General features: G+C 42.4%; 17 protein-coding genes. 10 read left to right on the top strand and 7 right to left on the bottom strand.

The features are described from left to right. Window positions 1–120: 120 nt before the first annotated feature. On the bottom strand, window positions 121–1512 hold the full coding sequence (locus MUO15_RS12645) for a UDP-N-acetylmuramoyl-L-alanyl-D-glutamate--2,6-diaminopimelate ligase (protein WP_245029649.1): 1392 nt from the start codon (window positions 1510–1512) through the stop codon (window positions 121–123). A 187-nt stretch (window positions 1513–1699) separates the two neighbouring features. On the opposite strand from MUO15_RS12645, the gene MUO15_RS12650 reads away from it, so the two are divergent. From MUO15_RS12650 to MUO15_RS12665, 4 genes are all read left to right on the top strand, one after another. After that, window positions 1700–2533 (top strand): YitT family protein, encoded by an 834-nt coding sequence (locus MUO15_RS12650; RefSeq protein ID WP_245029651.1) that lies wholly within the window; start codon window positions 1700–1702, stop codon window positions 2531–2533. A gap of 198 nt (window positions 2534–2731) precedes the next feature. After that, window positions 2732–4201, top strand: a complete 1470-nt coding sequence (locus tag MUO15_RS12655) for a UDP-N-acetylmuramoyl-L-alanyl-D-glutamate--2,6-diaminopimelate ligase (RefSeq protein WP_245029652.1) — start codon at window positions 2732–2734, stop codon at window positions 4199–4201. A gap of 154 nt (window positions 4202–4355) precedes the next feature. After that, the gene (locus tag MUO15_RS12660) at window positions 4356–5021 is read left to right on the top strand and encodes a type 1 glutamine amidotransferase domain-containing protein (protein WP_245029653.1); all 666 of its coding nucleotides are present in this window, start codon (window positions 4356–4358) and stop codon (window positions 5019–5021) included. Window positions 5022–5214: 193 nt separating this feature from the next. Beyond that, window positions 5215–6063 (top strand): GAF domain-containing protein, encoded by an 849-nt coding sequence (locus tag MUO15_RS12665; RefSeq protein ID WP_245029654.1) that lies wholly within the window; start codon window positions 5215–5217, stop codon window positions 6061–6063. Window positions 6064–6107: 44 nt separating this feature from the next. Here the strand turns inward: MUO15_RS12665 and MUO15_RS12670 are convergent, their stop codons facing one another. Together MUO15_RS12670 and MUO15_RS12675 are read right to left on the bottom strand one after the other, a co-directional pair. Continuing rightward, window positions 6108–7235: an NAD(P)/FAD-dependent oxidoreductase gene (locus tag MUO15_RS12670; protein ID WP_305853246.1), complete on the bottom strand. Its 1128-nt coding sequence runs from the start codon at window positions 7233–7235 to the stop codon at window positions 6108–6110. Window positions 7236–7378: 143 nt separating this feature from the next. Then, window positions 7379–9091 (bottom strand): DNA-binding protein, encoded by a 1713-nt coding sequence (locus MUO15_RS12675; protein WP_245029656.1) that lies wholly within the window; start codon window positions 9089–9091, stop codon window positions 7379–7381. A gap of 155 nt (window positions 9092–9246) precedes the next feature. Between MUO15_RS12675 and MUO15_RS12680 the strand changes: the two genes are divergently transcribed. Further along, window positions 9247–10479 (top strand): threonine synthase, encoded by a 1233-nt coding sequence (locus tag MUO15_RS12680; protein WP_245029657.1) that lies wholly within the window; start codon window positions 9247–9249, stop codon window positions 10477–10479. Between the two features lie 293 nt (window positions 10480–10772). Here MUO15_RS12680 and cydC read toward each other — a convergent pair whose 3' ends face one another. After that, complete coding sequence (gene cydC / locus MUO15_RS12685; RefSeq protein WP_245029658.1) at window positions 10773–12494, bottom strand: thiol reductant ABC exporter subunit CydC; 1722 nt, start codon at window positions 12492–12494, stop codon at window positions 10773–10775. After that, on the bottom strand, window positions 12491–14224 hold the full coding sequence (gene cydD / locus MUO15_RS12690; RefSeq protein WP_245029659.1) for a thiol reductant ABC exporter subunit CydD: 1734 nt from the start codon (window positions 14222–14224) through the stop codon (window positions 12491–12493). Before cydD ends, cydC begins: the two co-directional genes overlap by 4 nt. Window positions 14225–14535: 311 nt before the next feature. Here cydD and motA point away from each other — a divergent pair, with 311 nt between their 5' ends. Together motA and motB are read left to right on the top strand one after the other, a co-directional pair. Then, window positions 14536–15357, top strand: a complete 822-nt coding sequence (gene motA, locus MUO15_RS12695) for a flagellar motor stator protein MotA (RefSeq protein WP_245029661.1) — start codon at window positions 14536–14538, stop codon at window positions 15355–15357. Beyond that, complete coding sequence (gene motB, locus MUO15_RS12700) at window positions 15332–16087, top strand: flagellar motor protein MotB (RefSeq protein WP_245029663.1); 756 nt, start codon at window positions 15332–15334, stop codon at window positions 16085–16087. Before motA ends, motB begins: the two co-directional genes overlap by 26 nt. Window positions 16088–16391: 304 nt before the next feature. Here motB and MUO15_RS12705 read toward each other — a convergent pair whose 3' ends face one another. Next, on the bottom strand, window positions 16392–16814 hold the full coding sequence (locus tag MUO15_RS12705; RefSeq protein ID WP_245029665.1) for a DoxX family protein: 423 nt from the start codon (window positions 16812–16814) through the stop codon (window positions 16392–16394). A 206-nt stretch (window positions 16815–17020) separates the two neighbouring features. Here MUO15_RS12705 and MUO15_RS12710 point away from each other — a divergent pair, with 206 nt between their 5' ends. Further along, entirely contained in the window at window positions 17021–17110 is a 90-nt protein-coding gene (locus MUO15_RS12710) for a putative holin-like toxin (RefSeq protein WP_256464128.1), read from the top strand. 289 nt (window positions 17111–17399) lie between these two features. Here the strand turns inward: MUO15_RS12710 and MUO15_RS12715 are convergent, their stop codons facing one another. Continuing rightward, window positions 17400–18353 (bottom strand): MBL fold metallo-hydrolase, encoded by a 954-nt coding sequence (locus MUO15_RS12715; protein WP_396266233.1) that lies wholly within the window; start codon window positions 18351–18353, stop codon window positions 17400–17402. Between the two features lie 129 nt (window positions 18354–18482). Between MUO15_RS12715 and MUO15_RS12720 the strand changes: the two genes are divergently transcribed. Next, entirely contained in the window at window positions 18483–18851 is a 369-nt protein-coding gene (locus MUO15_RS12720) for a hypothetical protein (protein WP_245029669.1), read from the top strand. A gap of 219 nt (window positions 18852–19070) precedes the next feature. Continuing rightward, the gene (locus tag MUO15_RS12725; protein WP_245029671.1) at window positions 19071–19358 is read left to right on the top strand and encodes a hypothetical protein; all 288 of its coding nucleotides are present in this window, start codon (window positions 19071–19073) and stop codon (window positions 19356–19358) included. Window positions 19359–19368: the final 10 nt, after the last annotated feature.

A 19368-nucleotide genomic window follows, 5' to 3' on the forward strand; every position in this document is an offset into this window, starting at 1 on the left:
ACTTCTGGTCTTCTATTGTAATCTATTGGGACTGAAAAAAGTGCTCTTGAATAATGGCTTCATCCGAATGTGGGATTTGCTCCCCCTTTACAATTTGCGCATTATTAATGCACCCGCTCGTTAACACAACAATATCACCAGCTTGTCCAAGGCCGAGGGAACGCCTGACTCCTTCCCCCGAGTTAAGGCGGAGTGGATATTGCTTGCTCGAGGTTCATTAAATCCCTTCATGACTTGATTTATGATGATTTGTGGATCATGGTAGCCTGGGTGATCAACGGTGACGATGACTTCATCTGCCTTCCCTTCAATTGTCGCTGCCATCTTTGGCATTTTATTAAAATCCCGGATTCCAATGCCTGCGATCATGACAATCAGACGTCGATGCTGCATTTTCTTCACTTCGTCAACAAGCTTCGTTAATGCAACAGGTGTATGGGCATAGTCGAGAATAACCTTCGTATCATTTGGGGCTTGTACAACCTGGAAACGTCCTTCTGGGCTTTCCAGATGCGGTAATACAGCAGCAATCGCATCCATTGTGTAACCGCACATTAAAGAAGCGGCTATGGCTGACAGCACATTAGCTACATTATATGCTCCGAACACCGGTGTAAATACTTGGATGCTTTTGCCCTTATAGTGAATCGTAAACATCGACCCTGTGTCCATTACTTCAATACCTGTTCCAATCAGGTCAGCTTCACTTGATGGAGATAAGCTATACGTAAGTTTTGGTCCTTTAAAACAATTGAAAAGGTCCATGCCCATCCCATCATCATCCAGATTGATAACGGCTTGTCTCGATTGTTCAAATAACTTCAGCTTACATGCTTTGTAATGGTCAATCGTTTTGTGATATTCAAGGTGTTCTTCTGAAAAGTTTGTGTGAATACCTATATCAAACACCATTCCGTCCACTCGTTTTTGATCTAAAGCAATTGAAGAAACTTCCATTGCAGCCGCTTCATCTCCCGCCTCCTTTAAATCATGAAAAACTTGATGGAGGTCAATGGCTTCAGGAGTCGTTGGTGTACTCTTTACGTAATTGAGTTTTTCTTTAGAAGACCATATACCTGTCGTTCCAATGGACCCGCTTCGAATTCCTAGCAGATTCAGCAAAGAACGCACATAGGCGGCAACGGTCGTTTTACCATTCGTTCCCGTTATCCCAATGGTTTTAATTTTCTCATCTGCATTGTTGAAGAAGTGTTTAGACATGTAAGCCATGACGCTCCTTACATCTTGGACAGCTACAAATGAACAAGATTTATAGCGCTCGCTTAGCCTTGAGAGCTGAACCTCATCTTCTCCAACTATTGCAGAAGCCCCATTTTGAATCGCTTCTTCGATATATTGATGGCCGTCTTCATTCTCCCCCTTCACACTAAAGAAAAGCGAGGAAAAAACAACACGTCTGGAATGGAATGCTAGACTAGATACAGCTTGTGCATTCGGACCAAATATTTGTTTTATTGCAATGCCTTTGATTTGATCGAAATTTATCATCATGGTTATTCCTCACTCATGTGTGTTTTTAGTCGTCTTCGCAATGATTATAAGTACCGACCTTTTCTTCCGTATATTATTTGCACTTTCTAAAATATTATTAAACCTTTGGATCATATAAAAAACTGAATATTTCCGGTATATTTCCATAATCCATTTACTATACAATAAGAGGAAAAGGAGGGGTTACGTGACACGAATAGTAAAAGATATCTTACTGATCATTATCGGTTCACTAATTTTTGCAATCGGTGTCAACTATTTCGCCATTCCTAACCGCTTATCTGAGGGTGGGGTCATCGGGATCACGATTGTTACTTATTATTTATTTGAGTGGTCACCCGGTATTGTCAACTTTGTATTGAATACGTTACTGGTAGCCGTCGGATATAAATTTTTCAATAAGCGCGTGATCATCTATACAATAGTCGCTATCATTTTTTCTTCACTTTTCTTACACTTCACGGTCGATTGGGGCAAAGAAATTAATGATGATACGCTGCTTGCTGCTCTCTTCGCTGGGCTGGCAGTTGGGCTGGGTCTTGGACTTATATTCCGTTCTGGCGGTACATCAGGTGGATCCGCAATCCTCGCTCGGCTTGGAAACCAGTATCTAGGCTGGAGCATCGGGAAAGGAATGCTTGTGATTGATATTGCGGTTATCGTCGGTTCCGCCTTTATCATTGGCCAAGAAAAAGCTATGTACACTCTAATCTCTGTCTACGTCGGTGCAAAAGTCATCGATGTCGTAGTGGAAGGAGCCAATGAACGTACTGCCGTTATGATCATTTCAAACCACCCGAATGAAGTATTGGATGCTGTTACCAACAAAATGGCTCGCGGTATTACAGTGCTTGACGGAAAAGGTGGCTACACAGGGTCGCAAAGAGAGGTCTTATATCTTGTTATTAACAAACACGAAATCGTACCATTCAGAAAAATCATCCTGAATATTGACCCAGATGCCTATGTCACGGTACATGGGGTTCAAGAGATCTTCCGTAAAGGATATAAAGGGAGATAGTTTTCATTAACAAAACCACACCATTATATTTCCAATTGAGAGGAATATTTTTATAAACATCCTATTCCCTCTTTATGGCTTATTTATGAATCGTTTAGCTTATTTTTTGTTTTTATAACATAGACTGCTTCTTATTTGGTAAAATTAGCATTAAAACTCTTCTTAATTTTAAACATAAAAAAGGTGTGCACAATATAAATGAAACTTGACCAACTATTACAAGACGTACCCCTTCAATATAAGGACAGGCTTGAATCAAATGACTTAGACATTCGTGGATTGACCGATTCTTCTAACGAGGTAGAGCCAGGGTTCCTTTTTGTTGCCATTTCAGGTTATCAATTTGATGGACATACGTATATTCAAGACGCCATTAGAAAAGGGGCCACAGTGGTTGTAGGCGATCAGGATTATCTAAGCTCGGACGTTCCTTATATACAAGTTCCAAACAGCAAACAGGCATTAGGAATTCTCGCACGCAATTACTACCATGATCCTGCCTCAAGCAAAATTATGGTTGGCATCACAGGTACAAATGGGAAGACGACAACCAGCTACTTAATGAAACATCTTCTTGAGGATATGGGTTACACTTGTTCCCTTTTAGGCACCATACAAAACGTCATCAATGGGCAATATTCAAAGACACTTAATACCACCCCAAACGCGCTGACATTAAATCAGTTAATTGACAAAAGCAGAGATGAAGTCGTAATTATGGAAGCTTCCTCGCACGGGTTAGCCGAATATCGATTAGAAGGTCTCCACTTTGATCTGTGCCTCTTCACAAACCTAACTCATGAACACTTGGATTACCATGGAACCATCGATCAGTACTATGAAGTAAAAAAAGCATTATTCCGTAAACTTAAGTCAAACGGTACCGCCGTCATCAATTCAGATGATGTATATGGTGAGAAACTAGCTAAGGAACTGAGTCAAAAAGGAATACGAACGTACACAGTCGGCCGATCAGCTGCAAACGACCTGCAGATCCTGGACCAGCTCTCTATTGACCCGCCATCCGTGAAAATAAAAGGCCATGAAATACATACCTTGCAGTCTCCGATGGCCGGCATGCATAACTTGTATAACACCCTTCAAGCTTATGCTGCAGCAAAACAGCTAGATGGAAAGACAACCACAGATATTTTCGAATCCATCCGTAATTTTTCAGGTGTACCTGGTCGTTTTACTACGTACCCTTTAAAAAGTGGCGCCACTGTAGTGATTGATTATGCCCACACAGCAGATGCCGTTATGAATTGTTTACAAACTGTTCATGACGCAAAAGCAAAGAAAATCACCCACATTTTCGGTTTTCGAGGCAATCGCGATCTCACAAAAAGGCAGGAAATGATGAACATTACTGCCGAGATGAGTGATCAATATTTCTTGACGTTGGATGATTTAAATGGAGTATCTGAAGATGATATGCTTCAAAGCCTTACTTTTCACCTCAGCCAAACAAAAATTGGAAAAGGTGAAATTATCCCCGATCGCACACTCGCTATTAAAAAGGCTATAAACAACAGTGAACCTGGCGAGTGGATCGTGATTACCGGCAAGGGGCATGAACAATACAAACAACAGTTTTCACTGCCTACCGATTCAGATGAAAGCACGGTAAACTATATAAGCAACAGTGAAATCATCGAATTCAATTAAAAGGAGCAGCTCATCAGGGCTGCTCCTTTTTACTACCTTTCCTTAAAATACCTGTATTTTTCATGTTTCGTAAATTCCAAGCTGCGGGAACAGTTAAATGTAGTTGGAAAGTTCAAATCGACGGTGATTTTTTCACTAATAGGAGGAAATTTAAATGCCTAAAAAAATACTTATGGTAGTGACAAACCATGAGAAAATTGCTGAAAACAAACCGACAGGAATTTGGTTGTCAGAATTTGGGGAGGCCTTTAATGAATTTAAAAACCATGGATATGATGTAACTGTAGCAAGCCCTAAGGGCGGAAAAGCGCCCGTTGATCCTGGAAGTGTCAGTGAGAATGAACCTCAGGAAATTCTCGACACGAAGCCTCACCTTGAAGATACCGTTGCCATCAATCAGTTATCTGCTGATTCCTTCGATGCTATCTTTTTACCTGGCGGGCATGGAACCATGTTCGACTTTCCGGACGATCAAAAACTTCAAGAACTCATTCGTGAAATGTATGAGTCAGATAAGCTTGTTGCTGCTGTCTGCCACGGTCCTGCCGGGTTAGTTGGAGTGAGATTGACAAGTGGCGAACTACTTGTCAAAGGAAAGCAGATCAATTCATTCACAGATGCCGAAGAGGCCGATACTGCTCTAGATCAATATATGCCCTTTTTACTGGAGAGTAAGTTGCGTGAACTCGGGGCACACTTCATTAAAAAAGGCAATTGGGCTAAACATGTTGAGGTCGATGGCAACTTAATCACAGGTCAAAACCCTCAATCTACTTTGGTCGTTTCTAAAGAACTTATGAATCAATTGAATGAATCATAGAGGGATATTAGGGTCCTGCTGTTTTGTAACAGGGCCCTTATCATTCATCTGTAATTTTTTTGATTTTAAATCAAGTTACAGAAATGTTACAATAACGCTAACAAAAATGTTAGTGTAGAAACTTACTAATACTTATTAACTACCACTCTTCTGACGTCCTAAGTAAACATAATTGGAATAGAGGTATGAAGCAATGTACAATCACTCTAATGACCTTAACTATCTTTCCGTAAAAGAAGCGGCAAACGAAATCCTTAAACATGTCAGCCAAATTCTAGATGTAAACACTGTTTACATTGCTAAAAAAGAAGATGGTTACGTGGATGTAATCGAGGCGTATAACCGTGATGAACACCTTCTCGATGCAAATGTGAAAATCAATTACGAGGAGACTTATTGTCAATTCGTCATTGAAACAGGTGGAAAAATTTTCACATCAACTAATATGTCCCAAGACCCCGTTGCAAAAAACCTAAATCTCTACCCTAGTGTTCAGGTTCAAGCATTCATGGGTGCGAAAATCTTTGATAAGGATAATAAGGAATTCGGTACGCTTTGTGTAATGGATCAAAAACCAAGAGAGTTCACAGAAAAAGATACCGACTTCCTCCGTTCCGTTGCGAAAGTCTTTGGTTATATTATCAGCTTGGACCAGATGCAGCAACGTGTTGATATGTTGTCCGTCCCGATTGTTCCTGTTACAGAAGGAGTTGTCGTCCTCCCACTGATCGGTATTGTGAATGAAGACCGCTCCAACCATCTGCTGGAAACGATCCTTCACCGCATTTATCAAAAGAATGTCGATTATTTTATCCTTGATCTCTCAGGCTTAGTAAGTTTTGATGATTTATTCACCAACCATTTATCCGATATTATCAAGGCTCTTGAGCTTATGGGTGTAACACCTGTTCTCACCGGAGTACGGCCTGATATGGCCATGAGCCACTTGAGTCAAGATCCCATCTATAAAAACCTGCGTATTACCCGGAATCTTGAACAAGCCTTAAAAAAAGTCGGTCTAAGCTTAATAAAGAACAATTAAAGCACAACCTAAAAAAGGTTGTGCTTTAATTGTTCTTATCCGCCTTACTTTCCTATGGCAAACGCAATTTTATAATCATCAGCATTCAGTTCCGTCGGTTCATCGAGAGCGAGCCTTGCTAATTCAGCCCCCATGTATGGCCCTGTCGTGAGGCCTGAAGCCCCCAGGCCGTTAGCCAACAATAGGCCTTTAAAGTTTGGCACAGCTCCAAAAACCGGAAGGGAGTCAGGTGTAAATGGTCTAAACCCTACCCTCGTTTCAAGCATCGTACCACGAGCCAATCCAGGAGCTATCGCCAACACTTTATTAAAAATTTCATGGAGTCCTCCTGCTGTGATACGCGAATCAAATTTTTCCTTCGTTTCATGGGTGGCGCCAACAACTACCCTTCCCCCATCAAAGCTGAGCAAATATTTATTCGTCGGCGGCATCACAACCGGCCAATCACTCGTGTTCGTCTCCGGCATTTCCAAATGGGCAATTTGAGCCTTTTGCGGATGAACGAGCAAATCAATCCCTAATGGCTTGATGAGTTCTTTTGCCCAGGCTCCTGCTGCTACGATCACTTGATCTGCATACAACGTCTCCGATTCTGTTTTCACACCAATAACCTGAGCCCCTTCGACCAATAGTGAAGCATCCCCTTTTACAAAAGCAGCTCCTTTTCGTTTGGCTGCACGTAACAATGCATCTCTTAGTGCACGTCCATCGACACGGGCCGCTCCGCTCATATGGACGGCTCCATATTCTTCGGCAAGCGGCGGAAACATCACCTGCGTTTCAGACGGCGAAAGACGGGTGATCTCGCCCATTTCTGGGGCATCCTTGCTTCGTTCAAGCGCTCGTTCCATCATTTCATCCAGTTTTTCTTCATCTGTATGCAGGCGAAGCGCACCGACACGCTTATAGCCTGTCTCTTTTTCCCCATCAGCTTCAAGCTCTTCAACTAATGCCGGATAATACCTCGCTCCCTCCATAGCTAATCGATACCAAGCTTTATTTTTTCGTTTAGTCAACCACGGACAAATAATCCCCGCTGCTGCATCTGTTGCCTGTCCCACATCCTTGCGGTCAACAACGGTCACATCCGCTCCCGCTTTTGCCAAATGATAGGCTGTAGAAGCACCCAGTACCCCTGAACCAATAACAAGATAACTTTTCACAAAAAACACCTTTTCCCGTTTGAAATTTAATCTATCCCTCATTCTACAGGATGCGAGGGCATGGCACAAAGTGTTCCACGTGAAACGCCTTGAACTTCTATTACACAAAAAGAACCCAAAGCCAATTTGGGTTTGGGTTCTTGTAAAATTAATTAGTCATTCAATCCTTCGATGACCATCTCTTCAACAGTCGCAGTTCCATTTTCCCTCGTCTTCACTTGCATTTGAACGTTATCTCCCTCACGTAAGAAGATCGATAACGGTTCTTGACTTACCGTCACGGTGTAAATTGTCGTTTCCCCTTTAAGTAAAAATTGTACAGCCTGCCTGGATTCTGTTGACGTGACGAGCACACGGTTGACTACCCCATTTTTTGCGGTCGCCTCAACACCTTCACTGCCTTCAACATTGCTTGGATCTTGTGCTAGCTGTAATCGGTAGGCATTTAGCGTTTCTTTAGCTGTTTCTCCAAAAACGGCAAAGTCAGAGTCGTTTGCTTTAATATAGGCGTATCGCTTAAATAAACCATTGGGATCCAACACGTTTACAATCCACGTAGGACTGCCGTCAACGTTGTACAAAACAGGCATCGATCCGGTCCAATTTTTCTCAGGGAATTGCTTATTAACAATTTGTCTGGCACCCTTACTGTCCATTATCCCATTGTTCTGTGCGCCATTATAATAAGTCAGTTCCCCTGTTCTGGCATCAATCAATGTATACCCTAGAGCTGAGTCAATATTTTCCTTCGGTGAAGCCATGTCTGTAAAATAATACATCTCACCCTGTTCTCCAAAAATCGGTGTCACACTGTTTTCCGTCCCTGATTCATTCGGGATTTTGACATCCTTTTTACCAAAAATGGAGTTGAGCAATCCATGAACATACTTCCCGAAATATTCGTTTTCATCCGTTGCAAGTTCAGAACTAATCGATCCTTCAATGAAGTCAGGTGCTTCTTTTGCGTCAAAAGCTTCAAGTTCACCCGTGACTGGATCCACAACGGCCACTTTTACTTCATCTAGGTCAGGGCGGTTCGTCAATGGAATCGGTTTGTAAATCGTTTGCACATACCATGGCTTGCCTTCATCATCCACTTCTATTTGCGCTTCCCCGCTCTGGATATAATTCGGAAAGCTTCCATAGACTTTTCGTTGAATATTGTGATGGAAATAGCTTGTGTTCGTATAGCGCATTTTACTTTCGATAAATTCAGGCTGAGCATTTATGTTCGTTGCCGGAATCGTAAAATACCCCTCTGTTTCCTTGCCGCGAAAGTATCTCCAAAAGCTAGTAAATTCTACAGGAGCCACATAAGAAATTTCACCATTGATCTCCTGAACCTGAAGTTTCCCCAAGTCATAAAATTGAGTGTTAGGCACAACACTCATTGATTTTTGCACTTTGTTCCGGGCCGATTCTGGTGCCACAGAAATCGGTGTATTCTCTTCATTTAGAGGCTTTGCTTCCCCTTCTTCTTGTTTAGAAATTGAATCATATGTTTGATTCACTGAGAAAATACCAACTACAAAAACCGCTACAATCGCAAGAGCTGTTATGAAAAATACAATGGCAGGCGTTGATTTGTAGGCCGTTTTTTTGTCAAAAACAGCCCCTGACCCTATATACATAGCAGGACCTAAAATAATCGCAACGAGTGCGTTCATCAGCAGCATATTCGGAACGGTAATTGCTGGCATCCACACGTAAGTAATGATAAGAACAATGATGTATCCAATAATAAATAATCCAAATGAACCTTGAAGAATTCCCTTTGACTTCGTCTTATTTTGGATGGCGGCAATGATGGTTAATAACAAAAACAATATAAATGAAAGTAAGGCAGTTAAAAATATTCCTGTCATCACATTCTCTCCTAAGTATGAATTTTTGTTGCCCCCTTTACTACGGGGCTGCCACCCATTTCGTTTCAAAAAAATAACAGAAGGCCTTTTTCATAAATATTTTCTGAATACTGTGATAATATGAAAACAACCTATACATACAGGAGGCATTCTCATTGAATTATAGTTATATTTCTCATCTATACTGTCCGAAATGCTTGCAAACCTATGCCAAGGAGGCGATCCATCACCTATGTGATTGTGGGGCACCACTGCTTGTTGAATATAACCTGGATCAATTGGCGAAAGACTGGAAGCCTACCGACCTGGTCCAGAGAAAACCAGACCTTTGGCGCTACCACGAGCTGCTTCCCGTTCAGTCAGAGGAACACGTCACAACGATGGGCGAAGGCATGACGCCGCTCCTTCCTATGCCAGCTCTTGGTGAAGATATGGATCTACCTCACCTTTTAATGAAAGATGAAGGCATTATCCCAACCGGCGCATTTAAAGCAAGAGGAGCTGCCGTTGGCGTGTCAAAAGCAAAAGAATTAGGTGTCACGTCCCTTGCAATGCCAACGAACGGGAATGCAGGAGCAGCTTGGTCCCTCTATGCAGCAAGGGCCAACATAAGCTCAACCATCGTCATGCCTGTCGACGCCCCATCGATCACAAGAAGTGAATGTGCCTTATCCGGAGCGAATCTTTTTCTAGTAAACGGCTTGATCAGTGATGCTGGAAAAATGGTGGGCGAAGCTGTACAAAAGCACGGCTTGTACGATGTCTCTACATTGAAAGAACCTTACCGTATTGAAGGTAAAAAGACGATGGGGCTTGAAATCGCCGAACAGCTCAACTGGCAACTCCCTGATGTGATCCTTTACCCAACAGGAGGTGGCGTTGGACTCATCGGTATTTATAAAGCATTACAGGAACTGCAGGCCCTCGGTTGGTTAGAAGGCCAAAAGCTGCCCCGGCTTGTCGCTGTACAAGCAGAAGGCTGTGCACCGATTGTCGAGGCCTGGAAACAAGGGAAAACTGAATCCATCTTTTGGGAAAATTCACGAACACAAGCCTTTGGCATTAATGTACCAAAAGCTATTGGTGACTTTCTCATTCTGCACGCAATCTATGAAACAAAGGGATGTGCGATCGCGGTTGAAGAAGAAGCGATCCTTGAAGAACAGAAGCGGGTCGCCCGCCTTGAGGGGTCCTTCGTATGCCCGGAAGGTGCCGCTACCTTTCTTGCCGCTCGCAAGCTAAGGGAGGAAAATTGGATTAAGAAAGATGAACAAGTCGTCGTCCTTAACACAGGGGCTGGAATTAAGTATCCTGATACCGCTGAGGTGGAGGTCCCTGTCCTTGAGCCCGGTGACTCGCTTCCCTTAGACGCCTCTTTTGTTAAATAACTGGACGAAAAGCCACAGGGCGGGATGATGGCCTGTGGCTTTTCTAGTTATTTACACGTAATTTGGATTAATTGCACGATATCTGAATTAATTGCACATAATTTCCGATTATTGCACGAAATTTAGATTAATTGCACATAATCCACAATTTATGCACGAAATCCAATTTTGACGGTACTCACAGGCCTAATTTTGCCAGAAAAAATCGAGATTTCGCCACTATAAATTTATATTAGCCGCTATTTTTGAGAATTAGCCGCTAACATGCCGATTCCCCGCGAAACCCCACTTTTTCACATAAACACACTTTTCTCAATCTGCTTCATCTCATAAAAGTACCCCTGCTTCTCCATCAGCTTATCAAAAGTGCCCTCTTCCATAATCTTCCCATGCTCCATGACAACAATGTTGTCCATTTTTTCAAGACCTGTGAGACGATGGCTGACAAGGATAAGCGTATCGTCCTTCGCTTGCTTAAACAAATGCCGATAAATCGCTTTTTCTGTTAGTGCATCGACAGAAGAAGTTGGTTCATCTAAGATCCACAGACGCTCCCCCTTGAGCATTGCCCGTGCCATGGCTAAGCGCTGTTTCTCACCGCCAGAGAGGTTCGCACCTTTTTCCAACACAGGATCTAATAAATTAAAATGATCTAAATCTACTTGAGCAAGAGCCGCCTCTAATTGTTCATCTGCCAAATCGTCTCGTGCAATCAGCAGATTTTCTCTAATCGTACCGTAGAAAAAATGGTTCTCCTGCAGAATGGCATTCGTGTTATGCCAAAGACTTTCTTGTTCAAGCGATGCAAGAGGTGTCTTTCCTATCCTGATCTCCCCAGTGTCGACGGTCTGCACTTTTAACAAGAGCTGCAGCAATGTCGATTTGCCTGATCCACTTGGACCGACGATCGCCGTTTTTGACCCCGCAGATAAGTGCAGGTTCACACATTCGAGGGCCAGTCTAGCTTCCCCAGGAAACGTGAAGTTTACATGTCGCAAGTCGATAGAATAAGCTTGTCCCCTTTGAAGCTGATTAGAAGACTTTACCTGTTCGGCCACTCCATCATGATCTCGAACAACTGAGAAAAGGCGATTCGATGCGCGGCGGCTATCTTCTAAGTGGAGCGGAAATACAGCCATTGGTGTCGTATTTTCAAAGACAGTTAACGAAATCATAACGAGCATCGCAAGAAAAACCCCATCCAATTTTCCTTCTGTGACGAGGTAAACGCCTAGGGCCAGCACAACCCAGGATACTATCAATGACACCATTGTATTGATTGCATGACTAAATGAGGCATGAATTCCCTCTTTTTCTTGCTCCTGAATGTAATGATCTGAAGATTGCTTCAACTGTGCCTTTTTCCCCGCAAGCTTTTGATAAATTTTCAAATCTCGAAAACCATACAAGAGCTCTGTCGTTTCTGTTGATAGGCTTCCGCGTTCTTCACGAACTTGCGCGTCTATTCCCCTCTGCCTAAGGGCAAATAAATATGGCACTACAAACCCTGTAATCAGCAGCCCGCCAAGGAGAACAAGCGCGATGGAAATAGAATAAAAAACGGTAAATACGATCGTACTTAGGAAGACAATCACGAGCACGATCGGCGGGTAAAATACGCGCAGAAAGAAGTTTTGCAGGCTCTCTACATCTCCTACAATCCTGGCAAGCAAATCTCCGCTTCGATACTTCTGAAAAATACCCGGCGCTAGTGGTTCCAATTTTTCATAAAAAGAAACTCTCAAATGGCTTAGAATCGTAAACGTAGCCCGGTGGGAGAAGTAGCGTTCGGCGTAACGACTGATTGCTCTAACGAATCCTAGCAATTTGACGATGGAGACGACAACAATAAGGGTATAGAGCGGTGGAATGAGGGCGGCTTTTGACACTAAATAGCCACTGGCTCCAAACAACCCGACAGCCGTGATTCCAGCCAGAAATCCGAACAGGATGGAGAGAAGAATGTCTCTTTTCTCCCTAACCACGAGCTTCATGACAATAGCTAAATCCTTCATGACGCGTCACTTCCTTGTTGAGCAGATACCATGTTCCGATATTCTGAAACGGACTGAATTAATTCATCATGCGTTCCTTGACCAATCAATTTTCCATGATCTAACAATAGGATGTTGTCCGCCCGTTTAATCGTGTGCAGCCTGTGTGCTACTGTAATTACTGTTGAGGTTTCCGACAATTCTTTAATCGATTCTTGTAAAATTCGCTCCGTTTGTAGGTCGAGACCTGTTGTTGGCTCATCAAATAAAATCACAGATGGGCGTTTCAGGAAGGCTCTCGCAATCGCAACCCGTTGCTGCTCACCCCCAGAAAGTCCACGGCCCGCTTCACCAACAGAGGTATCGAGCCCATTTGCAAGCGTCTCAACCAAACCAGAAAGTCCGGCTTTGCTGGCGGCTGCTTCAATTTCAGCTCGTGAAGCCCCGCTTTTACCGCCAACCGCAATATTCTCAGCAATCGATCCGGAAAATAAATAGGGATGCTGGGAAATATAACTCAACTGGTCAAACCACTCTTGCTCTTTGTAACTTGACAGAGGCTTACCTTCAACAAGCATCTCGCCTTCCGTTGGGTTCACAAGTCCAGCCATCATATGAAGCAAGGTTGTCTTCCCCGCCCCGCTCCTTCCAACAATAGCAATTTGACTGTAAGGAGGAATGCTCGTCTGAATATGATTTAACGTAAAACCGTCTTCCCCATAGCTAAAAGCTAAATTCCGTAATTCAATTACAGGGGGCTTTCCATCGCTTTGCAACTCTTGCTCGCCCCATTGCACCGCCTGTTCAGGTTCTTCCAATTCATCTGACACTTTCTTCGCTGCTCCCGCACTTCCTCGCCCTGTATGGAAGGCACTGCCTAAATCCTTTAATGCCGCAAAAAACTCAGGAGCCAACACTAATATAAAGAACGCCGTAAAAAAACTGATACTTTCATAGACAACAAGCTGAATGGCCACTTCAAGAGCAATCAATCCGATACTCAACATCGAAATTAGCTCGAGCATAAAAGAAGAAACGAACGCGATCTTCAGCACTTCCATCGTCGCTTCCCGAAAGTCGATACTACTTTCGCGTATTTTCCCCTTTTGACGTACGGAACGTCCAAACAACTTTAATGTCGTTAACCCCTGTAATGTATCCAAAAATCGTCCTGAAAAAGCGGCAAGCTTATCCATTTGCTCCTCTGATTTATCCTTTGTTTTCATACCAATGACAATCATAAAAAAAGGAATAAACGGGGCAGTCACAATAATAATTAATCCTGAATTAAGATGTTGGATAAACACAACGATTAAAATCATTAGCGGAACAATCGTTGACTGAATGATCTGGGGAATATAGCTGCTAAAGTATGGATCCACTTCATCCACCGCGTCCATGAGCACGCTTACCTTCTGCCCAGACTGACCCTTCAGTGATGCCTGAACAGGGTTTCTAGAAAACTTACTTAATAGCGATGCTCTGAAATCGCGCTTTGCCTTAGAAGCTATTTTTACACCTGTACGCCCGTTCATATGTGTAAGCCACGTTCTTACAATGATCACTAGTAATAATCCGACTAATAGTGGGATTATCCCTGCAAACGACTGACCCTCTAGGTAAATCCGATCGACAATAGCCACAAAGAAATAGGCTTGTCCAATAATCATCGCACCGATACATACAGCGGAGACGACTAGCAGTGTAATCATGTTTCTTTGTCCGAAAGCCATTTTACTCAGATGTTTCATAGCCCTCACTATCTCCCAACTCAAAGTAATTAGTGAAACATTTCACAATACCTTTATTATAATAGACTTTCTGCCAAAGATCTAAAGTTGAGACTGACCTTTTTATGACAGTTTAGCACGTTAAATTTACTTTACCTACTTTAAAAAACCTATCAATTGAACGATAAAGTAAATATAGTGTTCATTATAATCCGCTAAACGGTTTTAGCCTGATCCATGGGTCAATCAATAGGAGTGTATGTGTCCGTGCTCCCAACATTCAACCAAGAACTTTTTATATCACGTTACAAAAATAATTAAGAGGTGAAAAAATGGATAAATCAACGATTATCGGCATCATCTTAAGCATAATCGCGATTAGTGCAGGAATGGTATTAAAAGGGGTCAGTTTAGTCGCCCTCATTAACCCAGCAGCTTTGCTCATTATCTTTTTAGGAACAGCTGCGGCTGTGTTGATTGCTTTCCCCATGAGCACGATTAAGCGTATCCCTGCCCTTTTCAAAATTTTATTTAAAGAAACGAAAGCACATGACTTCAACCAGTTGATTCAGATATTCACGGAATTAGCCGACTTCACTCGAAGGGAGGGTTTGCTCGCCCTGGAGCAGCGAATCGACGAAATCGACGATCTTTTTCTAAAATCAGGTCTGCAATTAACCATTGATGGACAAACACCTGACTTCATTCGGGATGTACTAATTGAAAAAATTGATGCTATGGAATACAGGCACCAAAAAGGAGCAGCTATCTTCACCCAGGCTGGTACCTATGCTCCAACACTAGGGGTGCTTGGGGCAGTCATCGGCTTGATCGCTGCGCTGGGAAATATGAACGACACAGAAGCTTTAGGACACGCCATTTCAGCAGCTTTTATTGCCACACTATTTGGTATCTTCTCAGGGTATGTCCTATGGCACCCTTTTGCAAATAAACTTAAAGAAAAATCTAAAAGCGAAATTCAATATAAATACGTAATGATCGAAGGGGTTCTGTCAGTTACAGAAGGCGAATCTCCCCTCGTTGTCAAAGATAAATTAAGTGCCTACCTGTCTCCATCTGAGCTCGTTAAATTAAATAAAAATGAGGGAGCAGAACAGGAGGATATCGATGAGAAAAAAGAAACGGCAGGATGAAAACCATGTAGATGAATCTTGGCTCATCCCTTACGCTGACATGTTAACATTACTTTTGGCTCTGTTCATTGTTTTATTTGCCTCAAGTGAAATTGATGCACAAAAATTCAAAGAGTTCTCTGAAGTGTTCCGTAACGAATTTAGCGGCGGGCAAGGCATTATGGAGCATCAAGAAAGTCCGATTGAGCCATTAAGCGTGACGAATGAAGAGGAAGAGAAAAATGAGGAAGAATCCAAAGAAGAATCTCAAACAAAAAACGGAGCGCTTTTACCTTTAGAATCGTTGCAGAAAGAGATAGAAGGTTATATCGCCGAAAATCAATTGACTGGCGAATTAACAACCAACTTATCTGAGAGAGGCCTCCTAGTCGTCATTCTCGACAATGTATTTTTCGATTCCGGCAGTGCGCAAGTGAAAAGCGGGGGCGTCAATATCGCCAAGGACATATCGGAAATTCTACACACAAGGTCACCACATGAGATTGTCATCAGCGGGCATACCGACAACCGCCCCATTAATAATAGTGAATTCCAGTCCAACTGGGAATTAAGTGTAATGCGCGCCGTCAACTTTATGAGCTTACTTTTAAATAATGATAGGCTAGATCCGCTGCTCTTCAGCGCAAAAGGTTACGGCGAACACCGTCCAGTCGCCCCGAATGATACATCACAAAATCGACAGAAGAACAGACGAGTGGAAGTGTTAATTCTTCCAAACTCAAATCCATAACAACTTTATTCTGCCCAAAATGAAAAGGATTCCTACCTAAACGAGAAAGGATTCTACCCAAATAGCCGATGATTCTATTCAATTTCCGGTGGATTCTCACCAAATGGAAAAACATTCTACCCAAATGCTTATGCAGGCAAAATGGATCTGTCCATCCAGGACAGATCCATTTTAAATAGTAAGACATATTTCAGTTACAAACAAGCGCACCTAGACTTTATATTATCGCGACTACATACAGTGGTTTAAAGAAGAGGGCACTCGTTTTTCAATGCCCTCGTTTATCAGGGGAGTCCTTTAGAGGTTATACCACTGCCTTTTGTTGATTTGAATTCTTAGATAAGATTTGATCGACCGAAAATAATGTACTCCCATTTATCATGAGATAGATGGACATTGCCAGAAGGGTAAGGTCTAACTCAAAACCAGCTGCTTGTCCAGTTCCAAGTAATCCATTCGTAAATTTAACTTTAATGATAGCAACGGTCATAATCACCGCGAGCAGTAGAGATAAAAACCTCGTCCCTAAACCAAGGACTAATGCGACTCCTCCAATGAGTTCAGTAAAGGCGACTACATACGCTAAAAACCCTGTTAAACCTAAATCAGCAAACATAGTATTGGTATTTTCAATCCCCCCTTGAAACTTTGCCAATCCATGAAAAAAGAAAATAACCCCTAGCGTAAGTCGTAGGATTAATGCTCCTGCTTCATGCTTCTCTACCATAGTTAAGCCCCCTAATCGATCTTTTTTAAGATAAAACGCTTGTTAACCCATTTATATGGTACAAGGAATAAATTATACGAATAAGAACATACATTCCCATTTCAGGTAGGCTTGGCTCACCAAATATGGTATAATAATGAACAGATAATATTCCTTTTAGGGCGGTCGGCTAACCCCACGGCAGCGAGGGGGTGAGGCCTATTAGCATGTATGAAGTTCTGATGGTTTTATTTTCATTTGGGACGTTTTTAATTGCATTGCTCGCATTGATCATAAAAATGATCAATAAAAAATAGACCTCCCTATTAGCCTGACAAGTTAATCGGGAGAGGTCTATTTCTGCAAGAATGGCTGATCCCCTGGGGGAATCATTATCCAAGAGGTCGCAGTTCCAGCTGCGACCTTATTTTATTATATGTCTTCCTATATCTTATCATACCATGCTTATTACCTTTATACCACTATCCAAGATCATACAAACCCTATTTATACTCCTTCTTCAGCAAATGTTTGCATGCACTATTTGATCTCATACTCCTTGAAATCCTATCCCTTTTTCCCTAATGGATGCTAATGAAATGTTAACTATTTATTCTTGCTTAAATAGTCCATCAACCCCATCGCACACACTTCAAAATCAAGCTTGAGTACTTCGTAAACAGGGTGATCATCAGGAATACCCTGTTCCTTCAGATAGCCTGATACTTTTTCAAGTAAACGAAGTTGTGTACCTTCCATTCCATTTCCATTCTTACTGGATTCTTCAGCCGCCTCAACAAAAACAGGAATCCATTCAGACACTTGCATAAATACCTTCTCAGGTTCCTTCGATTCACCAAAGTGGCCAAAATAAATGCGATCTACCTTCATATCTTTAATCCGATCCATCGACTGCTGCATCGCCTCTGGATCAAATTGGTTAGGAGACGTAGATGGCAAATAAAAGGTTAAACCGTGATCCTCTGTTTGATGATAGCGAATGCCAATGGTATCACCTGTAAATATGCCATTGCTCACTGGATCATAAATGCCCAGATGGTGCTTGGCATGGCCAGGTGTATCAAAGAATCTCAATGTACAATCCGCTCCTATCTTCAGCGTATCGCCATCTTCCTTAATTAGTAAACGGTCTTCAGGGATCGGCAGAATTGGATCAAATAAGTCGTTAAATGACTCTCCGTAAACTGCTCGGGCACCCGTGATCAGCCGTGAAGGATCAGCCAGATGACGACTTCCACGCCTGTGGACAATCACTTGTGCTTGCGGGCATTCATTCAACAGCAAACCTGCTCCCCCAGCATGATCAAGGTGAATATGTGTCAAAATAATATACTTCACGTCAGCAGGATCTAAATTTAGATCCTTCAGTCCCTCAAGCACATGTGGAACAGACGGACTCGGGCCCGTCTCGACAAGCGTCAATTGTTCCTCTTGCAATACGTATGTACCTGTTCGCCCAGGAAGACCCAAGTCGAATCCATCAATTAAATGTATGCGGTTATCAAGATCAATCGGTGCTTTCTTTCCCAACAAAATCACCTCACCTTTATTGATACTTATTAGTTTACTAAAAATTGGATTAAATTTTAAGGATTAAGACTTCACGGAACATTTTGTAACACTTTAAAACTAGGTGCGTATCATGTTTTTGTAAAGGGAGGATGACAAATGGCCGAGGATCGAAGCATGTATGGGTATGGCTATGGGCACGGTCACGAAAAACCTACCTATAGCAAATGTGAGCAGTATAAGTACTATCACGTGTTAATTACACTTTCGGACGGTGCTTCTATTGATGGAATTATTGTGAATGTAAACGATGATGGGATAACGATATTAGTTGGTGAAGATGTCATGGTCGATGACAATGGCAATGAGGTCGAAAGCAGACAGTTCGATGATTACGGATATGGCTACGGTTATGGACGGCGAAGAGCACGCCGCTTTAGAAGACTTGCTTTTCCACTAGCGGCTCTGGCGGGGTTAGCTCTTTATCCTTACTATCGACCGTACTCCCCTTATTATCCTTATTACTAACGGAGAGAGCCATGCGCTTCTCTCCTTTTTTATGGAAGGGAATTTGATTGTAGGTGATTATGATGATAGAAGCATCGGAAAATTTACAATCGGATTAAATAGATTACAAAAATATTAAGATAGGTATTTTAAAGTTTCAAGGTACGTATACCCCGGGTAGTGTTATTGTACAAGCTAATAGAGAGCTTGAAAATATTACCGAGGAGGCATGATCAAATCATGTTAAACAAATTAGCTACTACTGGATTAGCACTTACATTGGGACTTGGAATAGCTGGAGCAGGATCTGTTTCAGCGGAGGAAGACGAAAGTACAAAGGTAAACGCTGGAACTAACGTAGATGCCGTTGTTCAAAGTGAAGAGGATTCTTCAAGCGTGAACCTTGACGCAGGTCTTGGTGTATTACTAGAAGGTGGTCTTGACCTAGACAATCTTCTAGAAGAAGATGAGTCTGAGGACTTTGAAGAACATGAAGAGGAAGATGGCCTTCTAGGCGGACTTCTATAAGATTACCGAT

This window comes from Halobacillus amylolyticus (assembly GCF_022921115.1).
GTDB classification, from domain to species: Bacteria; Bacillota; Bacilli; order Bacillales; family Halobacillaceae; genus Halobacillus_A; species Halobacillus_A amylolyticus.

Bases quoted from the DNA above. Each gene is read 5' to 3' on its own strand.
- MUO15_RS12645 (WP_245029649.1), bottom strand. From the start codon at position 1,512: ATGATGATAAATTTCGATCAAATCAAAGGCATTGCAATAAAACAAATA.
- MUO15_RS12655 (WP_245029652.1), top strand. From the start codon at position 2,732: ATGAAACTTGACCAACTATTACAAGACGTACCCCTTCAATATAAGGAC.
- MUO15_RS12660 (WP_245029653.1), top strand. From the start codon at position 4,356: ATGCCTAAAAAAATACTTATGGTAGTGACAAACCATGAGAAAATTGCT.
- MUO15_RS12665 (WP_245029654.1), top strand. From the start codon at position 5,215: ATGTACAATCACTCTAATGACCTTAACTATCTTTCCGTAAAAGAAGCG.
- MUO15_RS12675 (WP_245029656.1), bottom strand. From the start codon at position 9,091: ATGACAGGAATATTTTTAACTGCCTTACTTTCATTTATATTGTTTTTG.
- cydC (WP_245029658.1), bottom strand. From the start codon at position 12,494: ATGAAGGATTTAGCTATTGTCATGAAGCTCGTGGTTAGGGAGAAAAGA.
- cydD (WP_245029659.1), bottom strand. From the start codon at position 14,224: ATGAAACATCTGAGTAAAATGGCTTTCGGACAAAGAAACATGATTACA.
- motA (WP_245029661.1), top strand. From the start codon at position 14,536: ATGGATAAATCAACGATTATCGGCATCATCTTAAGCATAATCGCGATT.
- motB (WP_245029663.1), top strand. From the start codon at position 15,332: ATGAGAAAAAAGAAACGGCAGGATGAAAACCATGTAGATGAATCTTGG.
- MUO15_RS12705 (WP_245029665.1), bottom strand. From the start codon at position 16,814: ATGGTAGAGAAGCATGAAGCAGGAGCATTAATCCTACGACTTACGCTA.
- MUO15_RS12710 (WP_256464128.1), top strand. From the start codon at position 17,021: ATGTATGAAGTTCTGATGGTTTTATTTTCATTTGGGACGTTTTTAATT.
- MUO15_RS12720 (WP_245029669.1), top strand. From the start codon at position 18,483: ATGGCCGAGGATCGAAGCATGTATGGGTATGGCTATGGGCACGGTCAC.
- MUO15_RS12725 (WP_245029671.1), top strand. From the start codon at position 19,071: ATGTTAAACAAATTAGCTACTACTGGATTAGCACTTACATTGGGACTT.